Source organism: Streptomyces sp. NBC_00683 (genome assembly GCF_036226745.1).
GTDB lineage: Bacteria > Actinomycetota > Actinomycetes > Streptomycetales > Streptomycetaceae > Streptomyces.
Genome location: NZ_CP109013.1, coordinates 1,300,628 through 1,318,087, shown reverse-complemented (window position 1 = coordinate 1,318,087; position 17,460 = coordinate 1,300,628). Strand labels below are relative to the sequence as shown.

16 protein-coding genes are annotated in these 17,460 nt (G+C 71.2%); 7 read left to right on the top strand and 9 right to left on the bottom strand.

Going from position 1 to position 17,460, the window contains the following annotated elements; translation table 11 throughout:
- Positions 1 to 36: 36 nt before the first annotated feature.
- From OG257_RS05875 to OG257_RS05860, 4 genes are all read right to left on the bottom strand, one after another.
- Positions 37 to 1,029, bottom strand: coding sequence for a LacI family DNA-binding transcriptional regulator (locus OG257_RS05875; RefSeq protein ID WP_329205354.1), 993 nt, complete (start codon positions 1,027 to 1,029; stop codon positions 37 to 39).
- 513 nt (positions 1,030 to 1,542) lie between these two features.
- Positions 1,543 to 4,023 carry a Tex family protein gene (locus OG257_RS05870; protein ID WP_329205352.1) on the bottom strand — a complete coding sequence of 827 codons (2,481 nt, stop codon included), beginning with the start codon at positions 4,021 to 4,023 and terminating at the stop codon, positions 1,543 to 1,545.
- Between the two features lie 150 nt (positions 4,024 to 4,173).
- Positions 4,174 to 4,302 carry an LPFR motif small protein gene (locus OG257_RS05865; RefSeq protein WP_329205350.1) on the bottom strand — a complete coding sequence of 43 codons (129 nt, stop codon included), beginning with the start codon at positions 4,300 to 4,302 and terminating at the stop codon, positions 4,174 to 4,176.
- A gap of 73 nt (positions 4,303 to 4,375) precedes the next feature.
- On the bottom strand, positions 4,376 to 5,239 hold the full coding sequence (locus OG257_RS05860; protein ID WP_329205348.1) for an SCO6745 family protein: 864 nt from the start codon (positions 5,237 to 5,239) through the stop codon (positions 4,376 to 4,378).
- A 136-nt stretch (positions 5,240 to 5,375) separates the two neighbouring features.
- Between OG257_RS05860 and OG257_RS05855 the strand changes: the two genes are divergently transcribed.
- Entirely contained in the window at positions 5,376 to 6,353 is a 978-nt protein-coding gene (locus tag OG257_RS05855) for a GlxA family transcriptional regulator (RefSeq protein WP_329205346.1), read from the top strand.
- Positions 6,354 to 6,361: 8 nt separating this feature from the next.
- Positions 6,362 to 6,997: a DJ-1/PfpI family protein gene (locus tag OG257_RS05850; RefSeq protein ID WP_329205345.1), complete on the top strand. Its 636-nt coding sequence runs from the start codon at positions 6,362 to 6,364 to the stop codon at positions 6,995 to 6,997.
- Here the strand turns inward: OG257_RS05850 and OG257_RS05845 are convergent.
- Positions 6,984 to 7,769 (bottom strand): enoyl-CoA hydratase/isomerase family protein, encoded by a 786-nt coding sequence (locus OG257_RS05845; RefSeq protein WP_329205343.1) that lies wholly within the window; start codon positions 7,767 to 7,769, stop codon positions 6,984 to 6,986. The genes OG257_RS05850 and OG257_RS05845 overlap by 14 nt on opposite strands.
- Positions 7,770 to 8,069: 300 nt before the next feature.
- Here OG257_RS05845 and OG257_RS05840 point away from each other — a divergent pair, with 300 nt between their 5' ends.
- Complete coding sequence (locus OG257_RS05840) at positions 8,070 to 8,525, top strand: ATP-binding protein (RefSeq protein WP_329214925.1); 456 nt, start codon at positions 8,070 to 8,072, stop codon at positions 8,523 to 8,525.
- 27 nt (positions 8,526 to 8,552) lie between these two features.
- Here OG257_RS05840 and idi read toward each other — a convergent pair whose 3' ends face one another.
- From idi to galE, 4 genes are all read right to left on the bottom strand, one after another.
- Positions 8,553 to 9,146: an isopentenyl-diphosphate Delta-isomerase gene (idi, locus tag OG257_RS05835; protein ID WP_329205341.1), complete on the bottom strand. Its 594-nt coding sequence runs from the start codon at positions 9,144 to 9,146 to the stop codon at positions 8,553 to 8,555.
- A 147-nt stretch (positions 9,147 to 9,293) separates the two neighbouring features.
- Positions 9,294 to 10,541: a bifunctional class I SAM-dependent methyltransferase/N-acetyltransferase gene (locus tag OG257_RS05830; RefSeq protein ID WP_329205339.1), complete on the bottom strand. Its 1,248-nt coding sequence runs from the start codon at positions 10,539 to 10,541 to the stop codon at positions 9,294 to 9,296.
- 221 nt (positions 10,542 to 10,762) lie between these two features.
- Positions 10,763 to 11,704: a cation diffusion facilitator family transporter gene (locus OG257_RS05825; protein ID WP_329205337.1), complete on the bottom strand. Its 942-nt coding sequence runs from the start codon at positions 11,702 to 11,704 to the stop codon at positions 10,763 to 10,765.
- A gap of 165 nt (positions 11,705 to 11,869) precedes the next feature.
- Entirely contained in the window at positions 11,870 to 12,853 is a 984-nt protein-coding gene (galE, locus tag OG257_RS05820) for a UDP-glucose 4-epimerase GalE (protein WP_329205336.1), read from the bottom strand.
- 284 nt (positions 12,854 to 13,137) lie between these two features.
- On the opposite strand from galE, the gene OG257_RS05815 reads away from it, so the two are divergent.
- The 4 genes from OG257_RS05815 to OG257_RS05800 are packed head-to-tail and all read left to right on the top strand — an operon-like array spanning position 13,138 to position 17,453.
- Positions 13,138 to 14,913, top strand: coding sequence for a DUF5941 domain-containing protein (locus OG257_RS05815; RefSeq protein WP_329214923.1), 1,776 nt, complete (start codon positions 13,138 to 13,140; stop codon positions 14,911 to 14,913).
- Positions 14,910 to 15,647 (top strand): phosphocholine cytidylyltransferase family protein, encoded by a 738-nt coding sequence (locus OG257_RS05810; protein WP_329205334.1) that lies wholly within the window; start codon positions 14,910 to 14,912, stop codon positions 15,645 to 15,647. The genes OG257_RS05815 and OG257_RS05810 overlap by 4 nt, the downstream gene beginning before the upstream one ends.
- On the top strand, positions 15,635 to 16,696 hold the full coding sequence (locus tag OG257_RS05805) for an iron-containing alcohol dehydrogenase family protein (protein WP_329205332.1): 1,062 nt from the start codon (positions 15,635 to 15,637) through the stop codon (positions 16,694 to 16,696). Before OG257_RS05810 ends, OG257_RS05805 begins: the two co-directional genes overlap by 13 nt.
- Positions 16,674 to 17,453: a CDP-alcohol phosphatidyltransferase family protein gene (locus OG257_RS05800; RefSeq protein ID WP_329205330.1), complete on the top strand. Its 780-nt coding sequence runs from the start codon at positions 16,674 to 16,676 to the stop codon at positions 17,451 to 17,453. Before OG257_RS05805 ends, OG257_RS05800 begins: the two co-directional genes overlap by 23 nt.
- The last annotated feature ends 7 nt before the right edge of the window (positions 17,454 to 17,460 follow it).

Genomic DNA, 17,460 nt, shown 5'->3' with positions numbered 1-17,460 from the left:
ACCCGCTCCGAGCGGTCAAGAAGTTGGGACGAAGGATCAGTCGGCAGGGTGCGCCGGGGCGGCTGTGGAGTCCCGGACGACCAGGGAGGTCGCCAGAGTGGTCTGTGCCGTGGCCGGACCGCCGCCCGATGTCTCCACGGTCTGGATGAGCAGATCGACCGCCGTGCGACCCGCCGCTGCTGTGGGCATGGCGACGGTGGTCAGCCGGGGGCGGTTCAGCCGGCCGGCCACGGTGTCGTCCACGCCGATCACGCTGATGTCCCCGGGTACCCGTACGTTCCGGTCGTCGAACCCTTCGATGAGCCCTATGGCGACCAGATCGTTGTAGGCGATCACCCCGGTGGCTCCCGTCCTCAGGACGGCGGGCGTCGCCGCGATACCGCCGTGCTGCGTCGGCCGGTTGGGGCCGAGCACGTCCAGCCTGACCCCCTGGTCCGCAGCCGCCCGCCCGGCGGCCCTGCGCATCTGCGCGCTGGTCCACGAGCCACGGGGGCCGCCGACCAGGGCGAGATGCTCGTGGCCCAGCCCGGCCAGGTGTTCCACCGCGAGCGTCGCACCGTGCGCCACGTCCATCAGTACGGCGGACAGCCCCGTCACGGACCGGTTGACCAGGACGAACGGAAGTTCCCCGCTCAGTCGGCCGATGACGTCGTTGGCCAGCCTGGGGCTGACCAGGACCACTCCGTCCACCTGGCGGGCCAGGGTCTGGATCAGTTCCTCCTCGGCGGCCACGTCCTCGTCGGTGTCGGCCACGAAGACCTGGTAGCCGCGGACCCTGGCGTACGCCTGGGCGGCCTTGATGAGCGGCGGGTAGAAGGGGTTGGCGATATCGGAGACGATCAGCCCCAGATTCCGGGTGCGCCCCGTGGTCAGGGCGCGCGCGGTCTCGTTGGGCTGGTAGCCCAGTTCCGCGGCGATGGCGAGGACCCGGTCCCGGGTCTCCCGCTTGACCAGGTGGGAGGCCGAGAAGGCCCGGGAGACGGTCGAGACATGAACCCCGGCTGCCTGTGCGACGTCACGGATGGTCATGGCCACGGTTGTCTTCCCCTTGCCCGCCCTGCGCCGCCGCCCGCTCTGTTCCTCGCCGCGTGCCGGTCGACACTTCTCCCCAGGATCCTCAGCCTAGTCCGCGCGGTCCGGCCCGTGCGGATCAGGGGGCGGCCCCGGGATATGTGCAACCGGTTGCACAACTGGGCAGCCGTCAGGTGGCCGGCTCGACCTCGGCGGTGAAGGCCGGACCGGAGCGGGTGGGCGAGCGTGGTGTGCCGGACATGAACAGTCCTCTCTGCGGGTGAGGTCGGGGGTGGGCGCGAGGTGGTGGGGCCTGGTACCTCGCTCCTGCGGTGTGCGGCTCGTGCTGGCGGAATGCAACCGGTTGCATTCGCGGCTGGCAATCAGCGTGGCGGTGGGTTCTGAACATGTCAATGCTTCGGGCAACACCCGTTCCATGTAACGGTCTTGTTCCCCGTAGCCGGGCGGTCCCTGGGCGAGGCAAAGGAAACGGGCGGACAGGAAGAGCTCCTGTCCGCCCGCTCCGTCGCCTCAGCGCTTACGGCCGCCCCGGTCGGGACCCGTCAGCCCCGCACGCCGCAACGCGTCGGCCATCGCACTGTTGGCCGGTGCGGCCGCCGGACGGGGGGCAGCGCCCTGGCCGTCGCCCCGCCGGTCACGGCCCTGGCCGCCACCGCCCTGACGGCCTCCCTGCGCCTGCCGCTGTCCCTGGCCGCCCTGCCCCTGTCCCTGCCGCTGTCCCGGGCTGCCCTGCCGCTGGCGCGGAGGCCGCTCGCCGTCGCCCTGCCCGTTCCTCTCGCGCCGCAGGCCCTGCCCACCGCCCTGCCCGTCCGAGGCCTCGTCGTCCAGCCGCAGCGTCAGCGAGATCCGCTTGCGCGGGATGTCGACCTCCATGACCTTCACCTTCACGATGTCGCCCGGCTTGACGACATCCCTCGGGTCCTTGACGAACGTCCGCGACATCGCCGACACATGCACCAGGCCGTCCTGGTGGACGCCGATGTCCACGAACGCGCCGAAGGCCGCGACGTTCGTGACGACACCCTCGAGCACCATCCCGGAGGCCAGGTCGCCGATCTTCTCGACGCCCTCCTTGAACGTGGCCGTCTTGAAGGCGGGGCGCGGGTCGCGGCCCGGCTTCTCCAGTTCCTTGAGGATGTCCGTGACCGTCGGCAGGCCGAACTTCTCGTCCACGAAGTCATCGGCCCGCAGCGAGCGCAGGACGCCCGTGTTGCCGATGAGCGAGGCGACGTCCCCGCCCGTCGTCTTCGCCATCGTCCGCACCACGGGGTAGGCCTCCGGGTGCACACTCGACGCGTCCAGGGGGTCGTCGCCCCTGATCCGGAGGAAGCCCGCGCACTGCTCGTACGCCTTCGGGCCCAGCCGTGCCACATCCTTCAGCGCCCGGCGCGACCGGAACGGGCCGTTGGTGTCCCGGTGCGCCACGATGTTCTCGGCGAGCCCGGAGCCGATGCCCGACACCCGCGAGAGCAGCGGCGCCGACGCGGTGTTGACGTCGACACCGACACCGTTCACACAGTCCTCGACCACCGCGTCCAGCGAACGCGACAGCTTCACCTCGGACAGGTCGTGCTGGTACTGGCCGACGCCGATCGACTTCGGGTCGATCTTCACGAGCTCGGCCAGCGGGTCCTGCAGGCGGCGCGCGATCGAGACCGCGCCGCGCAACGACACGTCCATGTCCGGGAGTTCCTGCGAAGCGAAGGCCGAGGCCGAGTACACGGACGCGCCCGCCTCGGACACCATCACCTTGGTGAGCTTCAGCTCCGGGTGCTTGTCGCACAGTTCACCGGCGAGCTTGTCGGTCTCGCGGGACGCGGTGCCGTTGCCGATCGCGATCAGATCGACGTCGTGCTCCTTCGCCAGCCGCTCGAGCGTGGCCAGCGACTGGTCCCACTTGTTCGCCGGAACGTGCGGGTAGATGACGTCCGTCGCGACGACCTTGCCGGTGGCGTCCACCACGGCGACCTTCACACCCGTGCGGAAGCCGGGGTCGAGCCCCAGCGTCGACCGGGTGCCGGCCGGTGCGGCGAGCAGCAGATCGCGCAGGTTCGACGCGAAGACGCGTACCGCCTCGTCCTCCGCGCCCGTACGCAGCCGCAGTCGCAGATCGATCCCGAGATGGACGAGGATCCGCGTCCGCCAGGCCCAGCGCACCGTGTCGCCCAGCCACTTGTCACCCGGCCTGCCGCGGTCGGCGACACCGAAACGGCGGGCGATCATGTTCTCGTACGTCGACGGGCCGGGCTGCTCGGTGCCCGCGGGCTCCTCGGGCTCCAGGACCAGGTCGAGCACGTCCTCCTTCTCGCCCCGGAGCATCGCGAGGACCCGGTGCGAGGGCAGCGCGGTGAACGGCTCCGCGAAGTCGAAGTAGTCGGCGAACTTCGCACCGGCCTCCTCCTTGCCGTCGCGGACCTTCGCGGCCAGCCGGCCGCGCGACCACATGCGCTCACGCAGCTCACCGGTCAGATCGGCGTCCTCCGAGAACCGCTCGGTCAGGATGGAGCGGGCGCCGTCCAGGGCCGCCGCCGGGTCCGCCACACCCTTGTCCGCGTCGACGAACGCGGCTGCCGCGGCGAGCGGGTCCTTCGACGGGTCACCGAGCAGTCCGTCCGCCAGCGGCTCCAGACCCGCCTCGCGAGCGATCTGCGCCTTCGTCCGGCGTTTCGGCTTGAAGGGCAGATAGATGTCCTCCAGCCGCGCCTTGGTGTCGGCCGCGCGGATCTGCGCCTCCAGGGCGGCATCGAGCTTGCCCTGCTCGCGTACGGAATCGAGGACCGCCGCTCGACGGTCCTCCAGTTCCCGCAGGTACCGCAGTCGTTCCTCGAGCGTGCGCAGCTGCGCATCGTCGAGCATCTCGGTCGCTTCCTTGCGGTAGCGCGCGATGAACGGCACGGTCGACCCGCCGTCGAGCAGCTCGACGGCCGCCTTCACCTGACGCTCACGTACGCCGAGTTCCTCGGCGATCCTGCCTTCGATGGACGTCGTCACGGTTTTCCCGACTCGCCTTCTCGTACTGGCTGTGCTGGCTGTGTGCCACGGAGTGGTCCACATCCGGTGTGGTCACCTTCGCCTGCATTGTGCCGGGTGGCCGGGTGCCGTGTCGCGTGACCTCGTCGGGCGGGCCCGCGGACCGCCCGCTCAGGCGCGCCGGGCCCGGCCGCCGCGCGACGCGCCACCGAAGACCTTGGCCACCAGCCGGAAGGGGAGCGTCACCACGGTGCCCACGGCGGAGCCGATGGTGCGGAAGACGTCTGCGATCGTGCGCATGGTGTTCTCCTTCGTCGGGGTCTGTGTGCCCTGTGCGCCTGACCCCGACCGCGGCCCGTAAACGTTCCGGGGCTCAGCCCTTTCCGACGAGGTCGTCCGGGAACGCGCCGGCGGCTGCCGCGGCGAACAGGTATCCGCGCCCCAGCTCGGTGAGCCGTTCCACGCCCTCCGCGCCCAGGTGCTCGTACGGTGCGGCGTCCATGCGGTCCGTCGCCTCCTCCAGGCCGGCCCTGAGGGCGGTGCCCGCGTCCGTCAGCTCGCCCGCGTCGTCCAGCAGGCCGCGCCCGCGCAGCCGCGCCACCGCCGCGTCCCAGTCGGCGCGCCGCCAGCCGCGGGTGCCCATGATCCAGCGGGGCGCCATGCCCTTGCCGGTCGCGGTGTGGCTGACCAGGGCCTCGACCGGGTCGAGACCGGCCGAGAGCAGGGCGGCGAGGTGGGCGTCGCCCCGGTGCTCGCGCAGCAGCGTCGCCGCGTGCCAGAACGCCAGGTGCGGCTCGTCCGGCACCGGCAGGTCGGCGTGCGCGGCGTACAACGGCCGGGCGTGGCGGGTGCAGGCCTCCGCGGCGCGCAGGGCCAGCGCGGCAGCCTCCGCCATCTCGGGGGAGGCGACGACCTCCTCGCCGAGCAGCCGGCGCAGTGTCGAGTCGGCGGCGCGCAGACGTGCGTCGAGCGCCGCCTGGGGCGAGGCCACGGACCACACGGCGGGCAGATGGCGGGACACCAGCTCGTGGTTGAAGTTGTAGAAGGTGGACGTGACCGCTCCGGCCCCGACGGCGCCCAGCGCGGCGCCGCGGGCGGCGAAGTAGGCCGCGCTCGCGTCGTCGATGCCGAGCTTGCCGAACTCCTCGCCCAGGTCGGGGGAGAAGTAGACGCAGGAGTGCAGGGGGTTGACCGAGTTGTGGCAGCGGCGCCCGGCGCGGGGCGGAAGAGTACTCATGCCGGTACGTTACCGACTGGTCAGTACGCCGCGAAACCCCGGCGCGGGGGTGACATGGCCCGCGCCCCCGGTATGGCAGGAAAGGTGGGGAACCCGTCATTGCAGCCATCGGGCCGGACCGCCCAGGATGGCAGACATGAAGCAGCGATCCGTACTCGTCGTCCTCTTCGAGGACGTGCTGAGCCTCGATGTGAGCGGCCCGATGGAGGTCTTCGCCGGGGCCTCCCATACCCCCGGTGTCTCCTACGGGCTGCGCACCGCCTCCCTGACCGGTGCGCCGGTCCGCTGCTCCAACGGCCTCACCCTGATCCCCGACGGTTCTCTCGCCGAGGCGGACGTGCCCGACATGCTCCTCGTCCCCGGCGGGTCCGGGACCCGAGCACCCGACCCGGCGCTGATCGACTGGCTGCGTGAGAACGCCCCGCGCGCCGGGCAGTTGGTCTCCGTCTGTTCCGGGGCCCTGCTGCTCGCGGAGGCCGGGCAGCTCGACGGCCACCGCGTGACCACCCACTGGTCCGTCTGCGAGACCCTCGCCCGTGACCACCCGGCGGTCGAGGTGGACCCGGACCCGATCTTCGTACGTGACGGAAGGCTGGCCACCTCGGCCGGTGTCACCGCCGGCATCGATCTCGCCCTGGCCCTCGTCGAGGAGGACCACGGCCGCGACGTGGCGCTCGCGGTGGCCCGCCATCTCGTCGTGTTCCTGCGGCGCCCCGGGAACCAGGCCCAGTTCAGCGCCCAGCTCACCGCCCAGACGGCCGTCCGCGAACCCCTGCGGGCCGTTCAGCACTGGATCACCGAGCACCCGGACGCCGACCTCTGCGTGGAGGCACTGGCGGCCCGGGCCAGGCCCTCACCCCGCCACTTCGCCCGGGCCTTCCAGGCCGAGACCGGTCTGACACCGGGCCGGTACGTCGAGCGCGTCCGCCTCGAACAGGCCCGCCGGCTCCTGGAGGACACCACCGACGGCGTCGCGGGAATCTCCCGCGCCAGCGGCTACGGCACCCCGGAGGCCATGCGCCGCGCCTTCGTCAAGGCGCTCGGTACGGCGCCCGCCGAATACCGCCGCCGCTTCCACTCCCCGCCCGTGTGCATCAACCCGCCCGCAACGTAAGGAACACCGTGCAGATCGCCATCGTGCTCTTCGACCGCTTCACCGCCCTCGACGCCGTGGGCCCCTACGAGATCCTAAGCCGCACTCCCGGCGCCGAGACCGTCTTCGTCGCCGAGCGGACCGGGGCCGTGCGCAACGACAACGGGAGCCTCGCACTCCACGCCGACCGCTCGCTCGCCGAAGTCCCCGCCCCCGACCTGGTGATCGTGCCCGGCGGTCCCGGACAGAGCGCCCAGATGGAGAACGAGACCCTGCTCGACTGGCTGCGCACCGCCGATGCGACCAGCACCTGGACGACCTCGGTGTGTACCGGTTCACTGCTGCTCGCCGCTGCCGGACTGCTCGACGGCCGGCGAGCCACCTCGCACTGGCTCGCCCTCGACATGCTCAAGACGTACGGGGCCGAGCCGACCGGCGAGCGCGTCGTATTCGACGGCAAGTACGTCACGGCCGCCGGGGTGTCGTCCGGCATCGACATGGGCCTCACCCTGCTCGGCCGGATCGCCGGGGACGAGCACGCCCAGGCCGTCCAGCTGCTCACCGAGTACGACCCCCAGCCGCCGTACGACGCCGGATCCCCCGAAAAGGCCCCGGCCGCCCTGGTCGAGGAGTTCCGTGGGAGCAGCCGGTTCAGCCTGAAGTAGGAGCGGCCCGGGCAGATCCCGTCACCCAGGTGAAGCGGGGCGTACGGCGCTCCATGAAGGCGGCGACACCCTCCGCGGTGTCGCCGCTTCCGCGCGCCTGCTCCGACCAGTACGCGTCCCGGTCCTCGCGGCCGTCGGCGAACTCCTTCGCGGCGGCCTGGGTCAGCTGCGAACGCGACGCCAGTACCTGCGCGAACGACCGCACCCGGGCGTCCAGTCCGCCCGTCGGCAGCACCTCGTCCACCAGCCCCGTGCGCAGGGCCCGTTCCGCGGCGATCAGCTCGCCGGAGAAGAGCAGGAACTTCGCGGCGGCCGGGCCGACCAGGGCGACCAGCCGCCGGGTCGACGACGCGGGGTAGACGATCCCGAGCTTGGCCGGAGTCACACCGAACGACGCCCCCTCCTCGGCGAACCGCAGATCACAGGCGGCCGCGAGCTGGCTGCCGCCGCCCACGCAGTATCCGCGCACGGCGGCCAGCGTGGGCCGGGGAAAGGCGGCCAGCGCCTCCTCCGCCCGCACGGCGAGCTCCTGCGCACGGCTGCCCGGCTCCCGGAGCGAGGTGATGTCGGCGCCGGCGCAGAAGGTGTCCCCGGCGCCGGTGAGCACCAGCACCCGTACCGCCGGGTCGGTGGCCAGCTTCTCCAGCAGTCCGGGCAGCGACCGCCACATGTCCGCGGTCATCGCGTTCCGCTTGGCGGAGTTGCTGATGACGACGGTGGCGACGCCGTCCGCGACGGTGTGCTCCAGCCGCGCCTGCTCCCTGGGATCCATGCGCCGGATGCTATCCGTACGGCCCGTACCTAAGATCAAGAAGGGGTCGCGAAGCGGGCGCACCATGAGGTGCTGTCGATGCTCTGATCGGCGGCCGACGGATCGTCAGCCTGGTGACGGACCAGATGACGCCCGAAGAAGACGAGAAGTAGTCCAATCACCTGACGCTGTCATACCCACTCGGTCACATTGCTTCTATAACCGACTACTTATGGTCAGAAGCCCGGTCCGGACCAAGCTGTTCCCGACACTCATTACTCGATAGTCAGTGACGTGCGAGTCGAGAGCGGGTACCGGTCTATGGAGAGCCGCGGGAGTGTACCGGCCCATCCCGTGCCGTACGAGGGGGTGTGGCGATTCACCGCCCCCGCCGTCGACGTCTCGGTACCGCAGGCCCGGCACGCGGTACGGGACCTGCTGAACCGGCAGGGCGTGCCCGTGGAGGACGACGTCCTCCAGGGCCTGCTGCTGATCGTCTCGGAACTGGTCACCAACGCGGTGAAGCACGCCGCACTGCTCTCGCCCGAGCTCGCGGTCGAGGTCGCCATCGGGGCTGAATGGATCAGGGTGTCCGTCGAGGACAACCACCCCTACCGCCCGACCGCCCTGGTGACCGACTACGCGCAGACGGGCGGGCGTGGACTGCTGCTGGTCCGGGAGGTCACGGCGGAGGCGGGCGGCACCTGCGACGTGGAGCACACGGCGGGTGGCGGGAAGATCATCTGGGCGGCGCTGCCGCTGAGGGCCCAGTTCTGACCGCCCCCGCACCCGCCGGGCGGCGTCTCACCAGCCCGCGGACGGCCCCGTCAGCTCCCTGATCGCGGGCCGCGCGGCATCCAGCACCGTCATGAACCAGGCCGAGAACGGCGCGGCGGCGTGCCGCTCCGCGAGCTCACCCGCGGTCACGAAGGCCGTCTCGCCGACCTCCTCCGGATCCGGCCGCAGCTGCTCCTGCGCCATCCCGACGAACAGATGGTTGAACTCCTGCTCCACCAGGCCCGAGACGGGGTCCGGATGGTTGTAGCGGACCGTGCCCGCGGCCGCGAGCAGCGAGGGCGAGATCCCGAGCTCCTCGTACGTACGCCGGGCGGCGGCCGCGAAGGGCGCCTCGCCGGGGTACGGATGACCGCAGCAGGTGTTGGACCACACGCCGGGGGAGTGGTACTTGCCGAGCGCACGGCGCTGCAGCAGCAGACGTCCCTGTTCGTCGAAGAGGAACACGGAGAACGCCCGGTGCAGCTGGCCCGGTGCCTGGTGGGCGGCGAGTTTCTCCGCGATGCCGATGGTGGTGCCGTCCTCGTCGACCAGTTCGAGCATGATCGCTTCTGCTGTGCCGTTCGACGAGCTGTGCGCCGCGGTGGCTGGTGTGGTCGGCATACCCATCCTTCGCTTTGGTTCCCGGCCTCGTGCGCCGGACCCCTCGAGTCCGGTCAAGTCTGCCGCACAAAAGCCGCTTGTCCGTACTTCGGGTGCTGGCATGTCCGGCCCGCCGCACCCTGACGGCGCGGCGGACCGGACACCGCGTCAGACTCCGAAGGCGTCCGGATACTGGATGCTGCCCATGGGCACCGGCGCGGAATCGTCGAGCCGCAGGGCCATCAGGGCCTCGTCGGGAACATCGAAAGCGACCCCGATCCCGAACCGCGACGCCGGTACGAAGCCGAACGCCGGGTAGTACCGCGGATGGCCGAGCACCAGCACGAGCGGCTCACCCCGCAGCCGGGCCGCGTCCAGCACGGCACGCACCACGGCACGGCCCGCGCCCCCGCGCTGATGCGAGGGCGAGGTCGCCACCGGGGCCAGCGCCAGCGCCGGCGCGTCCCCGACCCGGCACCGGGTCAGCAGCGCGTGCGCGGCGACGGAACCGTCCGGTGCCTCGGCCACGTACGAGAGACCGGGCAGCCAGGCGCCGGGATCCAGGCGCAGGGCATCGACCAGATCGGCCTCGGCCCGCGTCGGGAACGCCGCCGTGTTGACGGCGTGCACGGCATCGCGGTCCGCGGAGGTCTCCGGACGGGTCCGCCACCGGGAGTCGGCCGGCCGCAGGACGTAGCCGGCGTAGCCGTACTCCTTGCCGTGGTCGCGGCGCATCGCCAGCTCCTCGGCGGTGGCCGCGAGGGCCTGCGCCATACCGGGAGCCGTGGGATCGGTGGCCGCAGCCCGTTCGGCGAGGGGGACGTAGTACTCGTCCCAGTCGCTCCCCGGCTGCAGCAGCACGCCGAGCACATGGCAGCCCGCCGCCACGGCAGCAGCCGTGTTGGCGGCGACCGGGCGCAGGGAGCCGTGCCGCTCCCAGAACGCACGGGCTTCGTCGGCCGGCGCGTCCGTGGTCCAGACGCACTCGGTGATCACCATCGAGCCACCGGGAGCGAGCAGCCGCTGCCAGTCACGCAGCGCCGTGTCGAACCCGATGATGTACGCGGAACCCTCGGCCCAGACCAGGTCGAAGGAGCCGTCGGCGAACCTGCCGAGGTCCGCCATGTCGGCCCTGACGGTGTGGATCCGGTCACCGAGGCCACGCGCCTCGGCCGCCTCGCGCAGTTCGTCGAGGAACGGCTGGTGCAGATCGACCGCGGTCACCTCGGCACCCGCCTCGGCGGCGAGCAGGAGGGCGGCCCTGCCGGGACCGCAGCCCAGGTCCAGGACGCGCGGGCGGTCCGGCTGCGGGCCCGCGAGGGCGAGCAGCCGCCGGGTGGTCGCGTCCGAGCCCGGACTCTGCCGGGGCAGGCGGTGGTGCAGTGCGAAGAAAGCGTTGAATGTGTGGTCGGTCAACGTGGGAAACCCTTGGGTGAGAGGGCTCCGGCCGACGCGGCGACGTGGAGACAGCCGAGCAGCTAGCCGAGAACCCGGGAGATGAGGAAGGACCGATTGCTGCGCGGGGCAGCCGTCGTCGCGACAGTCATCAACCTCAGCTCCTTCTCTCCCACGGGCTTCGCACTCGAAGCACTCGAAGCGCTCGAACGTACGCCGGAGACCCTAACACCCGGTCCCGCTCAGTGGCAGAGCCTCGCCTCGTGCTCCGCATGCCCGCTCGGCTCCAGCTGGAAGGTGCAGTGCTCCACGTCGAAGTGATGGCCGAGGCAGCCCTGCAGGTCGTGCAGGAGCTTCTCGTGGCCGATCGAGTCCAGCATCTCCTGGTGCACGACCACGTGCGCGGAGAGCACCGGCATCCCGGAGGTGATCGTCCAGGCGTGCAGGTCGTGGACGTCCAGCACCCCGGGAAGGGCGGTGATGTGGGCGCGCACCTCCGCCATGTCGACACCCTTGGGCGCCGACTCCAGAAGCACGTCGAGCGTCTCGCGCAGCAGTTTCACCGTACGGGGGACGATCATGAGACCGATCAGCAACGAGGCGATCGGGTCGGCGGCCTGCCAGCCCGTGGCCATGATGATGCCCGCCGACACCAGGACGGTGACCGAGCCGAGGGTGTCCGCGACGACCTCGAGATAGGCGCCCCGCACATTGAGGCTGTCCTTCTGTCCGCGCATCAGCAGGGACAGCGAGACGATGTTGGCGACCAGACCGACGGAGGCGAACACGATGGCCAGACCGCCCCTGGTCTCGGCCGGGGTGATGAAACGGTCGACCGCCTCGAAGACCAGGTAGCCGCCGACTCCCAGGAGCAGCAGGCAGTTGGCCAGCGCGGCGAGGATCTCCGCGCGGGCGAGGCCGAAGGTGCGGTTGGGCCCCGAGGGTCTGTTGGCGAAGTGGATCGCGAGCAGGGCCATGCCGAGGCCGAGTGCGTCCGTGGCCATATGGGCCGCGTCGGCGATCAGTGCGAGCGAGTCGGAGAGCAGTCCGCCGACGATCTCCATGACCATGACGCCGAGCGTGATGCCCAGGGCGACCTTGAGCCGGCCCCTGTACGCGGCGGCGGCCGTGCCCGTCGGGGGCGGCCCTCCGTGCGTATGCCCGTGATCGTGGCCAGCCCCCATGGGAACGCCTCCGGAACGCGTCGTACCACTCGGGCGCCGATCGCCCGATGTGGCCAGTGAACTACGGGCGGGGGGTACCGGGCAACACGGCACTGAACACCGTTGTCATGTGCCCTGACCTGCGGAAACGTTCGCAGGTCAGAGGCGTCGGCAGAGTGCCGCGGACTACTTCGCGCGGGCCTCGGGGTGGCGCAGGCACCAGCCCTCCCAGGCCGACTCGACCATCTCGCGCATCCCGCGCCGGGCCGTCCAGCCCAGTTCCTCGGTCATCCGCGCGGCAGAGGCGACGGCCCTGGCCGCGTCACCGGGCCTGCGCGGTTCGATCACGGGCTCCGTGGGCAGGCCGCTGACCTCGCCCACCAGATCGGCGAGCTCTCGCACCGAGACGCCTTCACCGCGGCCGATGTTCACGGTCAGATCCCCGGCGAAGCCGGGCTCCGCCAGCTTCCGGGCCACCGCGAGGTGCGCGTCTGCGAGGTCGGCGACGTGGATGTAGTCGCGGACGCAGGTGCCGTCGGGCGTCGGGTAGTCGTCACCGAAGATCCGCGGGGCCTCGCCGCGCGTCAGCCGGTCGAAGATCATGGGCACGACGTTGAAGACGCCCGTGTCCGACAGCTCGGGCTCCGCGGCCCCGGCCACGTTGAAGTAGCGCAGACAGGCGGTCGAGACCGAGTGCGCCCGGCCCGTCGCCCGCACCAGCCATTCACCGGCCAGCTTGGTCTCGCCGTAGGGGTTGATCGGGGCGCACGGAGTCTCTTCGGTGATGAGCTCCGTGTCCGGAACCCCGTACACCGCGGCCGAGGAGGAGAAGAGGAAACGCCGCACACCGGCCGCGACCACCGCCTCCAGCAGCACGGCGAGGCCGGTCACGTTCTCCCGGTAGTAGACGAGGGGCTTCTCGACGGACTCGCCGACCTGCTTCTTCGCCGCGAGGTGCACCACACCGGTCACCTGGTGCTCGGCCAGCACCCGGTCGAGCAGCGCACGGTCGGAGGCCGAGCCGCGCACCAGGGGAACGTCCGCGGGCAGGCGCCCCTCGATGCCCGTGGAGATGTCGTCGAGCACCACGACTCTCTCGCCGGCCCCCGTCATGGCCTTCGCCACATGTGCTCCGATGTAACCGGCCCCGCCAGTGATCAACCACGTCATACGTGTCAGCTTATGCGCTGACCCTGCGCGGTTTGTGGGGCGAGGTGTTGATCGACGATGATGATCGCGAACAGCGCCGCATGATGGCCGGTTCGCCCGAACGGAGCACAAACGGGCGGTGAACTCGGTCTTCCGTTCATCCGATAGCCTCAGCCGACGCGCCGCCGGCCCGCCCGAGGGCCGCACTGTCGCGCGCCTTTCCCGTCAGCACCAAGGAGTGAGTTCGTCTGTCGACCGCCATCCTCACCGGTGCGCCGGTACCCGGATCGTCGCTCGAGGACGATCTGCGGTCACTCGGCTTTGACGTACGGGCAGCCGCCGACGCCTCCGAGGCCGCCGAGCTGCTCGCCGCGGTCCCCGCGAGCCGTCGCGTCGCGCTCGTGGACCCACGCTTCGTCGGCCACGTCCATGCCCTCAGGCTCGGACTGACCGACCCCCGCTTCGCCGCCGCCACCGTCCCCGGAGCGCTCACCGCGCAGCCCGAGGCGCGGGACGCGCTGCTCCGAGCCCTGCGCAGGGCCGTGGCAGCCGTGGGCGCGGGAAGCCCCGTCGCGCCCGCCGGCGCCGAACCCGTCGCCGAGGACCGCACGGTCCCCGGCCGGCTCGCCGTCGCCCTGGACGCCGAGGGCACCGCCGTGCAGCGCCCCGAGCTCGGTTCGCTCACCGCCGAGGTGCCCACCGGCCCCGAGGACCGGAGTGCCGCACAGGCCGCCGTCGACGCCGTCGACGACGAGGCCGTACGGCTGCGCAGCGCGGTGAAGGCCCACGACGGCTTCTTCACGACGTTCTTCATCAGCCCGTACTCGCGCTACATCGCCCGCTGGTGCGCCCGCCGGGGCTTCACCCCGAACCAGGTCACCACCGCCTCGCTGATCACCGCCCTCATCGCGGCCGGCAGCGCGGCGACCGGCACCCGCGGCGGCTATGTCGCGGCCGGGGTGCTGCTGCTCCTGTCCTTCGTCCTGGACTGCACCGACGGGCAGCTCGCCCGCTACTCGCTGCAGTACTCGACGATGGGTGCCTGGCTGGACGCCACCTTCGACCGGGCCAAGGAGTACGCGTACTACGCGGGCCTCGCCCTCGGTGCCGCCCGCGGCGGCGACGACGTATGGGTCCTCGCGCTCGGCGCGATGGTGCTCCAGGCCTGCCGGCATGTCGTCGACTTCTCGTTCAACGAGGCCAATCACGACGCGGTCTCCAACACGAGCCCCACCGCCGCGCTCTCCGACCGGCTCGACAGCGTCGGCTGGACCGTCTGGCTGCGCCGGATGATAGTCCTGCCCATCGGTGAACGCTGGGCCATGATCGCCGTTCTCACCGCGGTGACCACCCCCCGGATCGTCTTCTACGCCCTGCTCGTCGGATGCGCGCTGGCCGCCAGTTACACCACGGCGGGGCGGCTGCTGCGCTCGCTGACCCGCAAGGCGCAGCGCACCGACCGGGCCGCCGTCGCACTGGCCGACCTCGCCGACTCGGGACCCCTCGCGCAGGCCGTGGCCGGCGCGGTCCGCCGCCCGGGCGGCGGTTTCACCGCCCCGCTGCTGGCCCTCGTCGGCGCAGTGGTGATCGTCGCCACCGCCCTGTTCGCTACGTACGGCAGCTGGCTGACCGTCGGCGCGGCAGCGGTGTACGCGGTCGTCTCCGGCCTGGCGGTCTCGCGGCCGCTCAAGGGCGCGCTCGACTGGCTCGTGCCCCCGGTCTTCCGGGCCGCGGAGTACTGCACGATTCTGGTGCTGGCGGCCCGCAGTGACGTGCCGCACGCCGTTCCCGCGGCATTCGGCCTCGTTTCGGCCGTCGCCTACCATCACTACGACACGGTGTACCGCATCCGAGGCGGTACCGGCGCACCGCCCCGGTGGCTGGTGCGCGCCATCGGCGGGCACGAGGGCCGGACCCTGGTCGTGGCCGTACTCGCCGCCGTACTGACCCGGAGTTCAGGATTTACCACGGCTCTCACCGCGCTCGCGGCAGCCGTGGCTCTGGTGGTGCTCGTGGAGTCCATCCGCTTCTGGGTGTCCTCCTCGGCCCCCGCTGTACACGACGAAGGAGAACTCGCATGATCGGCCTCGTACTGGCTGCCGGTGCAGGACGACGTCTGCGTCCGTACACGGACACGCTGCCCAAGGCACTCGTGCCCGTGGACGGCGAGAAGACGGTCCTGGACCTGACGCTGGCCAACTTCGCCGAGGTCGGACTCACCGAGGTCGCGATCGTCGTCGGTTACCGCAAGGAAGCCGTCTACGCCCGCAAGGCCGAGTTCGAGGCGACGTACGGCGTGACCCTGACGCTCATCGACAACGACAAGGCCGAGGAGTGGAACAACGCCTACTCCCTCTGGTGCGCCCGTGACGTCCTGAAGAAGGGCGTCATCCTCGCCAACGGCGACACCGTGCACCCGGTCTCCGTCGAGAAGACCCTCCTGGACGCCCGCGGCAAGGGCCAGAAGATCATCCTCGCCCTCGACACGGTGAAGAACCTCGCCGACGAGGAGATGAAGGTCATCACGGACGGCGAGAAGGGTGTGCAGCGGATCACCAAGCTGATGGACCCGGCCACCGCGACCGGCGAGTACATCGGCGTCACGCTGATCGAGCCCGAGGCCGCCGAGGAGCTCGCGGACGCGCTGAAGGTCACCTTCGAGCGCGACCCCGACCTCTACTACGAGGACGGCTACCAGGAGCTCGTGAACCGCGGCTTCACGGTCGACGTGGCCCCCATCGGTGAGGTCACCTGGGTCGAGATCGACAACCACGACGACCTCGCCCGCGGCAGGGAGATCGCGTGCCGGTACTGACCCGCCTCATCCCGTCCCCGGTCGTCGTCGACATCCGGCGCGGCGCCATGGACGATCTGGCCGGTCTCCTTGCCGACCAGCGGATCTCCGCGTCGGGCAAGCTCGCCATCGCGATCAGCGGCGGTTCCGGGCGCGCCCTGCGCGAGCGGCTCGCTCCGGTGCTGCCGGGGGCCGACTGGTACCCGGTCACCGACGGCACGATCGACTCCGCGGTGCGGCTCGCCGACGGCATCAAGGGCAACCGCTACGACGCCGTCGTCGGCCTCGGCGGCGGCAAGATCATCGACGTGGCGAAGTACGCCGCGGCGCGGGTCGGCATGCCCATGGTCGCCGTCGCGACGAACCTGTCCCACGACGGGCTCTGCTCCCCGGTCGCGACCCTTGACAACGACAACGGGCGCGGCTCCTACGGGGTCCCCACCCCGATCGCGGTGGTCATCGACCTCGACGTGATCCGCCAGGCCCCCGCACGCTACGTGCGCTCGGGCATCGGCGACGCGGTCTCCAACATCTCCTGCGTCGCCGACTGGGAGCTCGCCCACGAGATCCAGGGCGAGGAGATCGACGGACTCGCGGCGGCCATGGCACGACAGGCCGGCGAAGCCGTACTGCGCCACCCCGGCACCGTCGGCGACGACGCCTTCCTCAAGGTGCTGGCCGAGGGACTCGTCCTGACCGGCATCTCGATGTCGGTCGCCGGGGACTCCCGGCCCGCCTCGGGCGGCTGCCACGAGATCAACCACGCCTTCGACCTGCTGTACCCGAAGCGTGCGGCCAGCCACGGCGAGCAGGTCGGCCTCGGCGCCTGCTTCGCCATGCACCTGCGGGGTGCACGCGAGGAGTCGCTGCACATGGCGTCCGTACTGCGGCGCCACGGGCTGCCCGTGCTGCCCGACGAGATCGGCTTCACCGCCGAAGAGTTCGTCCGGGCCGTCGAGTACGCCCCGCAGACGCGCCCGGGACGCTTCACGATCCTGGAACACCTCAACCTGTCCACCGACCAGATCAGGGACGCGTACGCCGACTATGCAAAAGCCATCCATAGCTGAACTCCGTCCGGTCGTGCACCCTCCGGGTGTGAAGGACCGGCGCAGCGGCGAGCACTGGGCTGGTCGGCTGTACATGCGCGAGATCTCGCTGCGCATCACCCGCCGCCTGGTGACCACCAAGGTCACGCCCAACCAGCTGACCTACGTGATGACGGTCGCCGGCGTGCTCGCGGCGCCCGCCCTGCTGGTCCCGGGCATTCCCGGGGCCCTGCTCGGCGTGCTCGCCGTCCAGCTCTACCTGCTGTTCGACTGTGTCGACGGCGAGGTGGCCCGTTGGAAGAAGCAGTTCTCGCTGGGCGGGGTCTACCTGGACCGGGTGGCCGCCTATCTGTGCGACGCGGCGGTGCTGGTCGGCTTCGGCCTGCGTGCCGCCGACCTGTGGGGCCCGGGACGCATCGACTGGCTGTGGGCCTTCCTGGGCACGCTCGCCGCGCTGGGCGCCATCCTGATCAAGGCCGAGACCGACCTCGTCGGCGTCGCACGCCACCAGGGCGGGCTGCCGCCCGTCAAGGAGTCCGCGTCCGAGCCGCGCTCCTCCGGCATGGCGCTCGCCCGCCGGGCCGCCGGTGCGCTCAAGTTCCACCGGCTGATCCTCGGCATCGAGGCGTCGCTGGTCATCCTGGTGGTGGCCGTACTCGACACGGTCAGGGACGACCTCTTCTTCAGCCGTCTCGCCGTCGCGGTCATGGCCGGCATCGCCCTTCTCCAGACCGTCCTGCACCTGGTGTCGATCCTCGCGTCCAGCAGGCTGAAGTGAGCTCCCC

What these genes read in the sequence shown, in the direction of transcription:
- OG257_RS05875 (WP_329205354.1), bottom strand. Translation starts at nt 1,029, where the DNA reads ATGACCATCCGTGACGTCGCACAGGCAGCCGGGGTTCATGTCTCGACC.
- OG257_RS05865 (WP_329205350.1), bottom strand. Translation starts at nt 4,302, where the DNA reads ATGCGCACGATCGCAGACGTCTTCCGCACCATCGGCTCCGCCGTGGGC.
- OG257_RS05860 (WP_329205348.1), bottom strand. Translation starts at nt 5,239, where the DNA reads ATGAGTACTCTTCCGCCCCGCGCCGGGCGCCGCTGCCACAACTCGGTC.
- OG257_RS05855 (WP_329205346.1), top strand. Translation starts at nt 5,376, where the DNA reads ATGAAGCAGCGATCCGTACTCGTCGTCCTCTTCGAGGACGTGCTGAGC.
- OG257_RS05845 (WP_329205343.1), bottom strand. Translation starts at nt 7,769, where the DNA reads ATGGATCCCAGGGAGCAGGCGCGGCTGGAGCACACCGTCGCGGACGGC.
- OG257_RS05840 (WP_329214925.1), top strand. Translation starts at nt 8,070, where the DNA reads ATGGAGAGCCGCGGGAGTGTACCGGCCCATCCCGTGCCGTACGAGGGG.
- idi (WP_329205341.1), bottom strand. Translation starts at nt 9,146, where the DNA reads ATGCCGACCACACCAGCCACCGCGGCGCACAGCTCGTCGAACGGCACA.
- OG257_RS05825 (WP_329205337.1), bottom strand. Translation starts at nt 11,704, where the DNA reads ATGGGGGCTGGCCACGATCACGGGCATACGCACGGAGGGCCGCCCCCG.
- galE (WP_329205336.1), bottom strand. Translation starts at nt 12,853, where the DNA reads ATGACGTGGTTGATCACTGGCGGGGCCGGTTACATCGGAGCACATGTG.
- OG257_RS05810 (WP_329205334.1), top strand. Translation starts at nt 14,910, where the DNA reads ATGATCGGCCTCGTACTGGCTGCCGGTGCAGGACGACGTCTGCGTCCG.
- OG257_RS05800 (WP_329205330.1), top strand. Translation starts at nt 16,674, where the DNA reads ATGCAAAAGCCATCCATAGCTGAACTCCGTCCGGTCGTGCACCCTCCG.